At 68.9% G+C, this 13,838-nt stretch carries 9 protein-coding genes; 7 read left to right on the top strand and 2 right to left on the bottom strand.

The features are described from left to right. A complete protein-coding gene (locus tag A1D30_RS08070; RefSeq protein WP_063460232.1) occupies window positions 1–1,389 on the bottom strand; it encodes a phosphomannomutase/phosphoglucomutase in 1,389 nt (462 codons plus the stop codon). Window positions 1,390–1,542: 153 nt separating this feature from the next. On the opposite strand from A1D30_RS08070, the gene A1D30_RS08065 reads away from it, so the two are divergent. The 5 genes from A1D30_RS08065 to A1D30_RS08045 all read left to right on the top strand — a co-directional run bounded on the left by A1D30_RS08065 (window position 1,543) and on the right by A1D30_RS08045 (window position 9,232). Continuing rightward, on the top strand, window positions 1,543–3,093 hold the full coding sequence (locus tag A1D30_RS08065) for a DNA-3-methyladenine glycosylase 2 family protein (protein WP_109790930.1): 1,551 nt from the start codon (window positions 1,543–1,545) through the stop codon (window positions 3,091–3,093). Window positions 3,094–3,174: 81 nt separating this feature from the next. Beyond that, on the top strand, window positions 3,175–3,747 hold the full coding sequence (locus A1D30_RS08060; RefSeq protein ID WP_063460230.1) for a methylated-DNA--[protein]-cysteine S-methyltransferase: 573 nt from the start codon (window positions 3,175–3,177) through the stop codon (window positions 3,745–3,747). Beyond that, window positions 3,744–4,670: a DMT family transporter gene (locus tag A1D30_RS08055; protein WP_063460229.1), complete on the top strand. Its 927-nt coding sequence runs from the start codon at window positions 3,744–3,746 to the stop codon at window positions 4,668–4,670. The genes A1D30_RS08060 and A1D30_RS08055 overlap by 4 nt, the downstream gene beginning before the upstream one ends. Before the next feature lie 160 nt (window positions 4,671–4,830). Continuing rightward, complete coding sequence (locus A1D30_RS08050; RefSeq protein WP_063460228.1) at window positions 4,831–8,667, top strand: EAL domain-containing protein; 3,837 nt, start codon at window positions 4,831–4,833, stop codon at window positions 8,665–8,667. A gap of 163 nt (window positions 8,668–8,830) precedes the next feature. After that, entirely contained in the window at window positions 8,831–9,232 is a 402-nt protein-coding gene (locus A1D30_RS08045; protein WP_131798426.1) for a hypothetical protein, read from the top strand. A 31-nt stretch (window positions 9,233–9,263) separates the two neighbouring features. Here the strand turns inward: A1D30_RS08045 and A1D30_RS08040 are convergent, their stop codons facing one another. Next, entirely contained in the window at window positions 9,264–11,165 is a 1,902-nt protein-coding gene (locus A1D30_RS08040) for a propionate--CoA ligase (RefSeq protein WP_063460226.1), read from the bottom strand. 324 nt (window positions 11,166–11,489) lie between these two features. Here A1D30_RS08040 and A1D30_RS08035 point away from each other — a divergent pair, with 324 nt between their 5' ends. Together A1D30_RS08035 and chrA are read left to right on the top strand one after the other, a co-directional pair. After that, window positions 11,490–12,440, top strand: coding sequence for a chromate resistance protein ChrB domain-containing protein (locus tag A1D30_RS08035; protein WP_242421823.1), 951 nt, complete (start codon window positions 11,490–11,492; stop codon window positions 12,438–12,440). Next, window positions 12,437–13,813 carry a chromate efflux transporter gene (chrA, locus tag A1D30_RS08030; RefSeq protein WP_063460224.1) on the top strand — a complete coding sequence of 459 codons (1,377 nt, stop codon included), beginning with the start codon at window positions 12,437–12,439 and terminating at the stop codon, window positions 13,811–13,813. Before A1D30_RS08035 ends, chrA begins: the two co-directional genes overlap by 4 nt. Window positions 13,814–13,838: the final 25 nt, after the last annotated feature.

The raw sequence follows: 13,838 nt of genomic DNA, 5'->3' as shown, positions 1-13,838 counted from the left end.
TCAGTGGCTGGCCGCGCCCACATGGGCGTCGGGCAAGACCCGGTGCAGCAGCGCCAGCATGGCGGCCTCGATGCGCGCCAGTGCCTCGGGGGTGTGGCCCTCAAAGCGCAGCACCAGCACGGGCGTGGTGTTGCTGGCGCGGATCAGGCCAAAACCGTCCGGCCAGTCCACCCGCAGGCCGTCAATGGTGCTCACCGTGGCGGGCGCGGCAAACTGGCCTGCGGCCAGGGCCTGCAGCTCGGCCGTGAGGCGATGCGGTTCGCCCTCGGCGCAGGCCACGTTGAGTTCGGGCGTCGAGAAGCTGGTGGGCAGTGCGTTGAGCACGGCGCTGGGGTCCTGGGACTTGCTCAAGATCTCCAGCAGGCGGCAGCCCGCGTAGGTGCCGTCGTCAAAGCCGTACCAGCGCTCCTTGAAGAAGATGTGGCCGCTCATTTCGCCGCCCAGCGGGGAGTTGGTCTCCTTCATGCGCGCCTTGATGAGCGAGTGGCCGGTCTTGAACATAACCGGCACGCCGCCCGCGGCCGCAATGGCGGGCGCCAGGCGCTGGGTGCACTTCACGTCAAAGATGATCTCGCCGCCGGGCACGCGCGAGAGCACATCTTGCGCAAACAGCATCATCTGGCGGTCGGGGAAGATGTTGGTGCCGTCCTTGGTGACGATGCCCAGGCGGTCGCCGTCGCCGTCAAACGCCAAGCCCAGCTCGGCATCGCTGGCCTTCAGGGCGTCGATCAGGTCGCGCAGGTTCTCGGGCTTGCTCGGGTCGGGGTGGTGGTTGGGGAAGTTGCCGTCCACCTCGGAGAACAGCTCGATCACCTCGCAGCCCAGCGCCCGGAAGATGGCGGGGGCCGACGCGCCCGCGATGCCGTTGCCGCAGTCCACCACGATCTTCATGGGGCGGGCCAGCTTCACATCACCCACGATGCGTTCGCGGTAGGTGGGCAGCACATCCACATGCCGCACCGATCCACCCGGTGCCAGCTGCCAGCTTTCCTGCTCCATCGTGCGGCGCAGGCCCTGGATCTCCTCGCCATAGATGGCGCGGCCGTTCAGCACCATCTTGAAGCCGTTGTAGTCCTTGGGGTTGTGGCTGCCCGTGACCTGGATGCCGCTGTTGCACAGCGTGCTGGCCGCAAAGTACAAAAGCGGCGTGGTCACCAGGCCCACGTCGATGACCTCGATGCCCGCCTCCACCAGCCCCTGAATCAGCGCCGCCGACATGGCCGGGCCCGACAGGCGCCCGTCGCGCCCCACGGCCACCGTGGTCTGCCCCTCGGCGCGGGCGGCGGTGCCAAAGGCCCGGCCCAGGCCCAGGGCGACTTCTTCGTTCAGGGTGGAAGGCACGATGCCACGGATGTCGTAGGCTTTGAAAATGGCGGGCGTCGGTTGCACGTCGAAAGACCTTTAGCAATGGGTATTGAAGAGCCGGCTGCATTGTAGGCGGGCCCCCTGCCCGGCCCTCCCCCGGCCAGCCCACCGGAGCACCCGCAGGCACATGTCCGAAAACGGCCAGTGCAGACGGGCCCGCTCTCTATGATCCAGCCCATGACCTTGCCTCCCCTGCCCGCTGCGCCCGGCGCCGACACCCCCTCGGACGAGGGCCGCTACCTGGCCGTGCTGGCGCGGGACGCGCGCTTTGACGGGCACTTCTTCACGGCCGTGACTTCTACCGGCATCTACTGCCGCCCCGTGTGCGCCGTGCGCGCCCCCCGGCGCGAGAACTGCCGCTTTTTTGCGCTGGCCGCGCAGGCCGAACACGCGGGTTTTCGCCCCTGCCTGCGCTGCCGGCCCGAGCTGGCGCCCCAGGCGCTGGTGTGGTCGGTGCAGGACGCGAGCAGCATCCTGGTGCAGCAGGCCGTGCGCCTGCTGGATGCGCCCGACCTCTGGCCCACACCCCCCGCACCGGGCGAAGGCAGCGCCACCGTGGCCCGCCTGGCCGAGCGCCTGGGCGTGAGCGACCGGCACCTGCGCCGCATTTTTGAGGCGGCCCTGGGCGTATCGCCCCTGCAATACCTGCAGACCCGCCGCCTGCTGACGGCCAAACAGCTGCTCACCGACACGCGCATGCCCGTCACGCAGGTGGCGCTGGCCAGCGGCTTTGCCAGCGTGCGGCGCTTCAACGCGGCGTTTGCAGGGCACTACGGGCTCAACCCCACCCAGCTGCGGCGCAGCGGCACCAGCCCGGCCGCATCGGCAGCGCCCGAGGGCGGCAGCACCCTGCTGCGCCTGGCCTGGCGGCCACCGTTTGATGTGGCGGCGCTGCTGGCGTTTTTTGAGCGGCGGCAGTTCCACGGCGTGGAATGGGTGCTGCCCGAAGTGGCCACGCTGCGCCGCACCGTGCGCCTTCCCGCCAGCGCCACCGGCCTGGGCCAGGAGACCACCGGCTGGTTCAGCGCCCGTTTTGACGTGGCGCGCCACCAGGTGCTGCTGCAGACCAGCGACAGCCTCTACCCCGTGCTGCCGCTCGTGATCCGCCGCGTGCGCGCCATGCTCGACCTGGACGCCGACCCGGCCGCCATCAACGCCGTGCTGCACGCATCCTTCCCCAACAGAGACGGCCTGCGCGTGCCCGGTGCGTTCGACGGCTTCGAGCTGGCCGTGCGCGCCGTGCTGGGCCAGCAGATCACCGTGGCCGCCGCACGCACCCTGGGCCAGCGGCTGGTGGAGCGGCTGGGCGAGCCCATCGACACACCGTGGCCCCAGCTGAACCGCCTGTTCCCCACCGCCGCCACGCTGGCCGTGGCCGACGGCGACACCCTGGGCCAGCTGGGCATCGTGCGCCAGCGCCAGGCGGCCATCGTGGCGCTGGCCCGCGCAGTAGACAGTGGCGGCCTGGCCCTGCACGCAGGCGCCGATGTGGCCAGCACCACGGCGGCGCTGTGTGCGCTGCCGGGCATTGGCGACTGGACGGCGCAGTACATCGCCATGCGCGTGCTGCGCTGGCCCGACGCCTTCCCGGCCGGGGACGTGGCGCTGCACAAGGCGCTGGGCGTGCAGGGCCAGAAGAACCCGGCCCGTGCGGCCACTGCAGCCTCCGAGCCCTGGCGCCCCTGGCGCAGCTACGCCGTGCTGCGCGCGTGGGCTGCGCTGGCATAGTTACTATCAAAATAATAGCTATCAGCGCTTACCCATTGCGCGCAGAGGCCATTTTTTACTCATAAAACACAGACACCTGCCATGCAATACCACCCCCACACCGTGCAAGCCCGCGCGGACACGGCCCTCGGGCCCGTGCGCCTGGCCGCCTCGCCCACCGGCCTGTGCGGCATCTGGTTCGAAGGCCAGCGCCACGAGCCCAGCCCGCAGCTGTATGGCGGCGGCGCCTGGGCCGAGGCGGACGGCCACCCGCTGCTGCAGGTGGCCACCGGCCAGCTGCAGCAGTACCTGCGCGGCGAACGCGACGGCTTTGACCTGCCGCTGGACCTGTCGGGCGGCACGCCGTTCCAGCAAGAAGTCTGGCAGGCCCTGCTGGCCATTGGCCGGGGCGCCACGCGCAGCTATGGCGAGCTGAGCCAGCACCTGGGCCGCCCCCGCGCCGTGCGGGCCGTGGGCGCGGCCGTGGGGCGCAACCCGCTCTCCGTGGTCGTGCCCTGCCACCGCGTGCTGGGTGCCGATGGCAGCCTGACCGGTTACGCTGGCGGGCTGGACCGCAAGGCCGCCCTGCTGGCGCTGGAGAATGCGCGGGCGTCGGCCCAGGCATCCCTGCTCTCCCACAGCCACGACAAGGAAAAAGCGAAAGGCGCCCCATGACCCCACCCGGCCAACAGCCCGTCTCCAGTTGGATCGCTGAATTCATCCTGCTGGCGGCGCTGTGGGGCGCCTCGTTTCTGTTCATGCGCATGGGCGCCTCGGAGTTCGGGCCCCTGCCCATGGTGGGCCTGCGCGTGGGGCTGGCTGCTGTCTTTCTGTGGCCGATCATGCTGCGCCAGGGCGACTACCCGGCGTTTCGCCAGCATTGGCGGCCCATCATGCTGGCGGGCATCATCAACTCCGCCATCCCCTTCGCGCTGTTCGGTTGGGCCGTGTTGCACATCCAGACCGGGCTGGCCTCCATCCTGAACGCCACGGTGCCGTTGTTTGGCGCCCTGGTGGCCTGGCTCTGGCTGGGCGACCGCATCAACCGGCTGCGCTGGGTGGGGCTGGCGCTGGGGTTTGTGGGCGTGGCCCTGCTGGCCTGGCGCGCGCCTGCGGGCACGGGCTTCAAGACCGACAGTGCCGCCTGGGCGATCGGCGCCTGCCTGCTGGCCTCGGCGTTCTATGGGCTGTCGGCCAGTTTTGCGCGGCGCCACCTCACAGGCATCCCGCCCCTGGCCACGGCCACCGGCAGCCAGCTGGGTGCGGCGCTGGGCCTGGCGCTGCCCACGCTATGGCTGTGGCCCGCGCAGATGCCCGGGCTGCGCGCCTGGGGTGCCATCGTGGCGATTGCCGTGTTGTGCACCGGCATTGCCTACATCCTGTACTTCCGCCTCATTGCCAGCGCAGGCCCCAGTCGCGCCCTGGCCGTGACCTTCATCACGCCGGTGTTTGCGGTGCTGTATGGCGCGCTGTTCCTGGGTGAAACCATCACGCCCTGGATGATTGGCTGCGCCCTGGTAATTGTGTGCGGCACGATGTTGTCAACCGGGCTTATCAGGGGGCGCGCTGTCCCCGCCACCACTGCCGAACGCGCCTAAACTCGGTGCATGGTTTCTGCGCCGGGTTCACGCTCATACCCCACGGCTGTGCCGTGGCGAGACACCGGGTTGGAGGCGTGCCTGTGCGCCCTGCCCGGGGGGCTGAGCACACGCCCCTGTCCTGAGCAAACGCTGCTCTCTTTGGCGCGGGCCATCCACCATGGCCCATAACGCACTGCTGGCTGGCGGGCTGCTGCTCCTGATGGTGCTGGTGCTCGCGCACCTGCAACCGACCGAAATCCTGACCCCCTCCCGCCGCACGCAGGTGCTGGTTGGCGTGACCGGCGGCGTGGTGTCGGCCCTGGTGCTGGTGGTGCTGAACCTGAACGCGCCCGAGCTGGGAGTGGTGGCCTACCCCACGGCCACCGCGTTCATGACCTTGTATTTCGGGCCCATCGCGGCGGTGATCACGGCCGCCCTGGCACTGCTGGCCATGGTCTGGAGCGAAGGCGCCGTCTGGCTGGCGGGCCTGGCCACACTGGTGGGGGCGGCAGCCCTGGGCGCGCTGTGGCGCACGGTGGACACCCGCCCCGGCGCCAACCCCTGGCTGGCGATTGCGGGCATGGCGGTCACCCTGCCCCCCGTGGTCTCGCTGTGCCTGGTGGCCACGGGCGGCGCCCCGCTGCCTGGCCCGGCCATCGACTGGCTGCGGCAGCTGCCCTGGTACCACGGCGCGGGCATGCTCATTCTGGGCACGGGCCGGCAGCTGCTGGTGGGCAAGGCGCAGTCGGTGGTGGCGCTGGAGCAGGCCCATCGCACGCTGGCAGAGCGCGAACAACAATTGCGCCTGGCCCTCGACTCGCTGGGCGGCGGGCACTGGCAATGGGATGTGCTGGAGCGCCGCTTCCGCTGCGACGGCCACTTTTATGAGGCCTACGGCATCACCCAGGCCGACGCCGACGCGCCCGACCTGTGGACACGCTGGTATGCCCGGCGCCACCCGGCCGACGCCAAGCGCAATGCCGCCAAGCTGGCGAGTGCCATGGACGGGCTGGAGGAAAGCTACGAGGCCGAGTTCCGCGTGCGGGACACGGAAGGCCGCTGGCGCTGGCTGATGTCGCGCGGCACCGTGTCGCGCCGCGACGCACAGGGCCGCCCCACGGCAATGATCGGCATGGACGTGGACATCACCGCCCACCGCGCGGCCGAGGACGCGCTGCGCTCGTCCGAAGCCAAATACACCACCTTCTACCAGACGCTGCCCGACCCGGCGGGCATCTCGCGCATCTCGGACGGCCGCTATGTGGACGTGAACCCGGCCTTTTGCGAGGTGCTGGGCCGCCCGCGCGAGGAGGTGATCGGGCGCACCTCGACCGAGCTGCAGATCTGGGCCACCGAGCAGGAGCGCAAGCGGCTCATCGAAGCCTTCAAGCGCGACGGCAAGGTGGACCGCCTGCCGCTGATGGCGCAGAGCAACGGCGTGCGCATCCCGGGGCTGATGTCGGCACGCTCCGTGCTTGTGGATGGCGAAAACTGCTTTGTTTTCGTTTTCCATGACATGACCGAAGCCCAACGCACCAGCGACGAACTTCGGGCGCTTTACAACCAGCTGCAGCAGGCCGGCCGCCTGGCCCGCCTGGGCGCCTGGGAGGACGAGCGCGGCAAGGGGCTGGTGTACTGGTCGGAGATGTGTTTTGACATCCATGGCCTGGACCCCAGCCAGCCCCCGCCCAGCGACTACATCGACCGCCATGTGGCCCCCGCCTACCGCGAGGCGCTGCGCGAAAAATTCCGCCAGAGCCTGCGCTCGCGCACGGCCTGGAGCATGGAGATGGAGGTGCAGCACGCCGACGGCCACCTGCTGTGGATGCGTGCGCGCGGCGAGCCCGTGATCGAAAACGGCCGCGTGGTGCGCGTGCGCGGTGTGATGCAGGACATCGACGAGGCCAAACGCGCCGAGCAGCGCCTGCGCCAGTCCGAAGAGCGCTTCTCGCGCATCTTCCACCTCATGCCCTACCCCATGGGCCTGTCCCGGCGCAGCAACGGCCTGTATGTGGACATCAACCCCGCCTGGGTCGAGATGCTGGGCATCCCGCGCAACGAGGCCATTGGCCGCACGGGCATCGAGCTGGGCATCTTCACGGCCGAAGAACGCCAGCGCCTCATCGACCAGGTGGACGCCAGCGGCCAGGTCAGCGACCACGAAATGATGCTGAACGTGCGCGGCGGCCCGCCCCGCACGGTGCTGCAGTCCATGCGCGCGACCGAGTTCGACGGCGAACCCTGCTGGCTGTTCTCGGTGCACGACATCACCGACCGCAAGCGCGAGGAAGAACAGGTGCGCGAGCGCGAAGAGCTGCTGTCGCTCACCTTCTCGGCCGCGTCGCTGGGGCGGTGGGACTGGAACCTGCAGACCGGCCTGGTCACGGGCGACAGCCGCTGGCGCGCCATGCGCGGCCTGGAGGCCCCCGGCAACACGCCTTTGTCGGTGCAGTGGGCCAACGCCGTTGCGGCCGACGACATCGAACGCATCCACGCCGAGCTGGCGCGCCACACCACCAACCCCGGCACCCCGTTTGACGCCACCTGGCGCGTGAACCCGCCCGGCGAAGCCACCCGCTGGGTGCGCAACCTGGGCAAGATTGTGGGGTTTGACAGCCAGGGCAACCCCGCCCGCATGCTGGGCGTGGCCATCGACGTGACCCCCCAGCGCGAGCAAGAGGTGATGCTGCAGCGGCTGGCGCTGTTTGACGCCCTCACCGGCCTGCCCAACCGCGTGCTGCTGGCGCGCAAGCTGCAGGAAAGCATGGACCTGGCCCGCGAGAACGGCACCCAGCTGGGCGTGGCCTACCTCGACCTGGATGGCTTCAAGCCCGTGAACGACCGCCTGGGCCATGGCGCGGGCGACCGCCTGCTGGTGGTGGTGGCAGGCCGTCTCACGCGGGCGCTGCGGGGGCTGGACTGCGTGGCCCGCCTGGGCGGCGACGAGTTCGTGATCCTCATGCCCGGGCTGGGCTCGGTCAGCGACTGCGAACGCCTGCTCGAACGCGTGATGGAAAGCATCTCGGCCCCCTACACGCTGGATGCCGAGCGGGTGGTCGTCACCGCCAGCATTGGCTACACCGTGTTCCCGCAGGACGACGCCGATGCCGACACCCTGCTGCGCCATGCCGACCAGGCCATGTACGCCGCCAAACAGGCCGGGCGCAACCGTTTTCACCAGTTCGATGCGGAGCAGGAGCGCTCGGTACAGCTGCGGCGCGCCCAGGGCCGCCACCTGCGCGACGCGCTGGCCGACGCCCAGTTCACGCTGTACCTGCAGCCCAAGGTGGACATGCGCAGCGGCACCGTGGTGGGCGCCGAGGTGCTCTCGCGCTGGCAACACCCCGAGCGGGGCCTGGTGCCGCCGGGCGAGTTCCTGCCGCTGCTGCAGGGCACCGAGCTGGAGATCGGTTTTGGTGAATGGGTGGCCGAGGCCGCGCTCACGGTGCTCGAGCAGTTGCAGGACCGGGGCCTGCCCATGCCGCTGAGCATCAACATCGCCGCCCAGCACCTGCAGCAGCCCGGCTTTGCCCCCTGGATGGCCCAGTGCCTGGCGCGCCACCCCAAGGTGCCCACGCACCTGGTCGAGATCGAGATCACCGAAAGCGCCGCGCTGTACGACCTGTCGGCCGTGGCCGCCACCCTGACCGAGCTGCGCGCCATGGGCGTGACCGTGTCGCTGGACGACTTTGGCACGGGCTACTCGTCCCTCACCTACCTGCGCCGTCTGCCCATGGACACGCTCAAGATCGACCAGAGCTTTGTGCACGGCATGATGGGCGACCCCGGCGACCTGGCCATCGTGCAGGGCGTGATCGGCCTGGCCCGCTCGTTCGGCTACCGTGTGATCGCGGAAGGCGTGGAAACCGTGGAACAAGGCCAGATGCTGCTGCAGCTGGGCTGCACCCAGGCCCAGGGCTACTGCATCGCCCGGCCCATGCCTCTGGAGGACTTCATCGGCTGGACGCCGGGGTGGCAGCCGCCTGCGGGGTGGCAGCGGAACCGGCCGGTGTAGGGTGCGCAGGGGTGTGGCCTCTCGGGATCGCAAAAAGACCAAGACGGAAGGAAAAATGGCGGGCCTGTTTTCTCGTAAGGAAAAATTGGCAGATCTTTTTTCTGCGCACGTTCCTCCCCACATCCTCCAACAGCTGGCGCATCCCCCCGCGCAAGGCGAGCGTTTGTCCCAAGGGCCTGTCGAGTTCATTTTTGTGATGGCCCAGGGCCATGGCGATCAGGACACGGCAGAACTCATCGGTGCCATCACCGCCGATGCCCACGGCGCAGGATGGATGGTCCAGGCCCTTCTGTGCAACCTGGTGGTGCTGGTTCGCGGCACGGTGCCGCTGCGCGAACCGCCAATGCTGGCACGCGCCGCGCTGGTTCAGCAACTCATGGACACCTGCGCGCGCAGGATCAAGGCCGTTCATGGTGCTGAACAGGCCTTGTTCGGCACCATGGGCAGCAGTGCCCGCAAGGCCCACGGTGTGCTGCTGCCGTCTTTTCCTCAAGCCTTGGGCCAGCTTCTGGCGCTGCCGCTGGGGCAGTCTCACGATCTGGGGGCTGAGGCGGCAGCGCTATAGCCTGCGCCGCGTGCGGGCCGCCTCGGCTGAATCAGCCCACCAGCTCCTTCACCTGCTGCAGCGCTGCCGGGTCTTCCATCGTCGTCAGATCCCCCGGGTCGCGCCGCTCGGCCACGGCCTGCAGGGCGCGGCGCAGCAGTTTGCCGCTGCGGGTCTTGGGCAGCACGCTCACAAAGTACACGCGCGATGGCCGGGCCACGGCGCCGAGTTGGCTGTCCACCTGCTTCATCACCTCGCCTTCAAGCTTGAGGCGCGCTGCGTCGGAATCGAGCCCTGAAGCATCGCGCGCCACGGCAAACGCCATGGCCACCTGGCCTTTGAGGCTGTCGGCCACGCCCACCACGGCCACTTCGGCGATGTTGGGGTGCGAGGCAATACTCTCCTCGATCTCGCGCGTGCCCAGGCGGTGGCCAGCCACGTTGATCACGTCGTCGGTGCGGCCCAGGATGAAGTGGTAGCCGTCCGCGTCACGGATGCCCCAGTCAAACGTGCTGTAGATCAGCCGGCCGGGGATGCTCTTCCAGTAGGTGTTCACAAAGCGGGCGTCGTCGCGCCACACGGTCTGCATGCAGCCGGGGGGCAGCGGGCCTTCGATGGCGACCACGCCCTTCTGGTTGGCACCTGTCAGCTCCTCGCCCGTGGCCTCGTCAAGCAGCTTGACGTGGTAGCCGTAGACCGCCTTGCCCGGGCTGCCCCAGCGCGCCGCATTGGCCTCGATGCCGTTGGCCACCGCCAGGATGGGCCAGCCGGTTTCGGTCTGCCAGTAGTTGTCGATGATGGGGATGTTCAGCGCCGCGCCAATCCATCGCGCCGTGGGCTCATCCACCGGCTCGCCCGCCAGCCACAGGGCCTTGAGGCTTTTCACGTTGTATTGGGTGAGGAAGGCCGGGTCCTGCTTTTTCAGCACCCGCACCGCTGTGGGGGCCGAGAACATGTGCGTGACCTGGTACTTCTCGACGATGCTCCACCACACGCCCGCATCGGGCCGGATCGGCAGGCCCTCGTACATGATGGTGGTCATGCCGGCCAGCAGCGGCCCGTAGATGATGTAGCTGTGCCCCACCACCCAGCCGATGTCGCTGGTGGCGAAGTACACCTCCCCGGGCTGGGCGTCGAAGATGTGCTTCATGCTGGCGGCCAGCGCCACGGCGTAGCCGCCCGTGTCGCGCTGCACGCCCTTGGGCTTGCCGGTGGTGCCGCTGGTGTACAGCGTGTAGCTGGGGTGGGTGGAATCGACCCATTCGCAGGGCACCACGGTGTTCAGGTGCTGCTCGCGCAGCGACGCCCATGCGTGGTCGCGGCCCGGCTGCAGGTGCATGGGGGCCAGGCCCCGGTTCACCATCAATACGGCGGCGGGCTTGTGCTTGGAGAGCGCAATGGCTTCGTCCAGCAGCGGCTTGTAGGGCACCACCTTGCCGCCGCGCGAGCCCGCATCGGCGCTGACCACGGCCACGGGCTCCGAGTCTTCGATGCGCGAGGCCAGCGAGCCCGAGGCGAAGCCACCAAACACCACCGAGTGCAGCGCGCCAATGCGCACGCAGGCCAACATGGCAAACGCGGCCTCGGCAATCATGGGCATGTAGATGAGCACGCGGTCGCCCTTCTTCACACCCAGGCTCTGCAGCACGGCCGCCATGCGCTGCACCTCGGCGTGCAGCTCGGCAAAGCTGTAGCTGCGCTCGGTGTCGGTTTCGGTGGAGATGGCCACCAGCGCCGCTTGGCTGGCGCGTGTGGCCAGGTGCCGGTCTACCGCGTTGTGGCACAGGTTGGTGGTGCCGCCCACAAACCATTTGGCAAACGGCGGGTTGCTGTAGTCGCACACCTGCTGGGGCGGCGTCTTCCAGTCGATCAGCTGGGCCTGCTCGCTCCAGAAGGCGTCGCGGTGGTCGATGGACTGGCGGTAGAAGTCGGCGTAGGTGCTGTGTGCGGTCATTGTGGGTGTCTCCTCGGCATCTCTCTCGCCCTGCCAGGACAGCAGGTTTTGAATTCATAATTATTCATGACGGGCTTGCGGCAAACTGACGTGGTGGCGCTGAGTGCGCTGTGATCAGTGGCTTGCTCGTCCTGCTGCAGCGCTTTTACCGGCGCCCCAGCGCGCCACTGCCGCTTGCAGACGGCCCACGCCCTTCCCTCCTCCGCCTTTTAGACCCTCTCGCATCCCGTGCGCAAGGATTCTTTGGCTAGAACGATATCAAAAATAGACATAAATATTTCACAAACTAAAGCATATACTTCAGTCATGTGGTCCACGCTCATCATGACACTCCCCACACAGCCCAACGCCGTGCGGCTGCGTGTGTGGCGCAATCTCAAGGCACTGGGCTGCGCCGCCCTGCGCGACGGTGCCTACCTGCTGCCCGAAGAACACGCGGGCCTGCTGGCCCCGATTGCCGCCGAGGTGCGGGAACACGGTGGCACGGCCATGGTGCTGACCCTGACGGCCAACGACGCCACACAGCGCCAGGAGATCGAAGCACTGTTCGACCGCACCGAGGCCTTCACCCAATGGCGCGACACGGCCACCACCCTGCAGGCCGAGCTGCCGCAGCTCACCGAAACCGACGCCCGCCGCCGCCTGCGCAGCATTGCCGATGCGCTGCAGGCGCTGCACCGCACCGACTATTACCCCGGTGCCGCCGCCGCGCAGGCCGATGCCGACCTGGCCAGCCTGCGCCAGGCACTGGACGCCTGCTTCTCACGCGGAGAGCCCGCCGCCTTGCCCGCCCATGGCATCCCGCGCCTGGACGCCGCCCGGTTCCAGAACCAGCGCTGGGCCACCCGCGCCCGGCCCTGGGTGGACCGCCTGGCCTGCGCCTGGCTGATCCGCCGCTTCATCGACCCGGGTGCACAGTGGGTGTGGCTGGCCGACCCGGCCTCAGCACCTGCCGATGTGCTGGGCTTTGACTTTGACGGCGCCCGGTTCACCCACGTGGGCGCCCTCGTGACCTTTGAGGTGCTGATCGCCAGCTTCGGGCTCGAAGCCGACCCCCGGCTGCAGCGCCTGGCGCGCGCCGTGCACTACCTGGACGCGGGCGGCATGCCCGTGCCCGAGGCCGCCGGGCTGGAGGCCGTGCTGGCCGGCCTGCGCGAGGTGCATGCCGACGACAACACCCTCACCCAGGCCGCCGCGCAGGTGTTTGACGCCTTGTATGCCGTGCCGCCGCCTTCCTCAACCTCTCCATCCACCGTGCCCAGCGCCGCCCCATGACCACCCACACGTCTTCTGCCGATGCGCCTGCGGCGCTAGAGCGCCCCGCTCCCGCAACCTTTGGTGCGGCCTTCCTGTTCTGGCTCAAGCTGGGCTTCATCAGCTTTGGCGGCCCGGCGGGCCAGATCGCGATCATGCACACCGAGCTGGTGGAGCGCCGCCGCTGGATCAGCGAAAACCGCTTTCTGCACGCCCTCAACTACTGCATGCTGCTGCCCGGCCCCGAGGCGCAGCAACTGGCCACCTACATCGGCTGGCTCATGCACCGCACCTGGGGCGGCATCGTGGCCGGGGCCTTGTTTGTGCTGCCCTCGCTGTTCATCCTGATCGGGCTGTCGTGGGTGTACCTGCGTTTTGGCGATGTGCCCGTGGTGGCGGGCATTTTCTACGGCATCAAGCCCGCCGTGACGGCGCTGGTGCTGCATGCCGCACACCGCATCGGCACCCGCGCGCTCAAGAACGGCTGGATGTGGGGCATTGCCGCTGCATCGTTTGTGGCCATCTTTGCGCTCAACACGCCCTTCCCGGCCATCGTGCTCGCGGCGGGCCTCATGGGCTACTTTGGCGCACGGCGCTGGCCGACCGTGTTCGCCCTGGGGGGCGGCCATGCCAACGGTAACCAGGGCTACGGCCCGGCGCTGATCGATGACGACACCCCCACACCAGACCATGCCCGCTTCTCGCGCAGCCACCTGGCCAAGGTGCTGGCGGCGGGGCTGGCGCTGTGGCTGGTGGCCATGGGCCTGCTGGTGGCCACCCAGGGCTGGCAAGGCACGCTCACGCAGATGGGCTGGTTCTTCACCAAAGCCGCGCTGCTGACCTTTGGCGGCGCCTATGCCGTGCTGCCTTATGTGTACCAGGGCGCGGTGGAGCATTACCAGTGGCTCAGCGGCCCGCAGATGATCGACGGCCTGGCCTTGGGCGAGACCACGCCCGGCCCGCTGATCATGGTGGTGGCATTCGTTGGCTTTGTGGGCGGCTGGCTGCAGCAGGTGTGGGGCCCCGATGCGCTGTTTGCGGGCGCAGTGGTGGCGGCGGCGGTCGTGACCTTTGTGACCTTCCTGCCCTCGTTCATCTTCATCCTGGCGGGCGGCCCGCTGGTGGAGTCCACCCACGGCAAGCTCGGCTTCACCGCCCCGCTGTCGGCCATCACCGCCGCCGTGGTGGGCGTGATCCTGAACCTGGCGCTGTTTTTTGCCTACCACCTGCTCTGGCCCAAGGGTTTTGGCGGGGCGTTCGATGCCGTGTCGGCGGTGATCGCCGTGGGCGCACTGGTGGCGCTGTTCCGCTTCAAGCTCGGAGTGATGCCGCTGCTGGGCCTGTGCGCGGCGGTGGGGCTGGCGGTGACTTTCCTCAAACCCTGGCTGGCCTGAGCGGCCATCCCCCTCCCGGAGCCCT

Source organism: Acidovorax sp. GW101-3H11 (assembly GCF_001633105.1).
Taxonomy (GTDB): Bacteria; Pseudomonadota; Gammaproteobacteria; order Burkholderiales; family Burkholderiaceae_C; genus Acidovorax.
Note: the sequence above shows the minus strand (reverse complement) of the source record. Positions and strands in the feature narration are given on the sequence as shown.

Excerpts from the sequence above, each read along its gene's own strand:
- A1D30_RS08065 (WP_109790930.1), top strand. The coding sequence starts at position 1,543 with ATGACCTTGCCTCCCCTGCCCGCTGCGCCCGGCGCCGACACCCCCTCG.
- A1D30_RS08060 (WP_063460230.1), top strand. The coding sequence starts at position 3,175 with ATGCAATACCACCCCCACACCGTGCAAGCCCGCGCGGACACGGCCCTC.
- A1D30_RS08055 (WP_063460229.1), top strand. The coding sequence starts at position 3,744 with ATGACCCCACCCGGCCAACAGCCCGTCTCCAGTTGGATCGCTGAATTC.
- A1D30_RS08050 (WP_063460228.1), top strand. The coding sequence starts at position 4,831 with ATGGCCCATAACGCACTGCTGGCTGGCGGGCTGCTGCTCCTGATGGTG.
- A1D30_RS08040 (WP_063460226.1), bottom strand. The coding sequence starts at position 11,165 with ATGACCGCACACAGCACCTACGCCGACTTCTACCGCCAGTCCATCGAC.
- A1D30_RS08035 (WP_242421823.1), top strand. The coding sequence starts at position 11,490 with ATGACACTCCCCACACAGCCCAACGCCGTGCGGCTGCGTGTGTGGCGC.
- chrA (WP_063460224.1), top strand. The coding sequence starts at position 12,437 with ATGACCACCCACACGTCTTCTGCCGATGCGCCTGCGGCGCTAGAGCGC.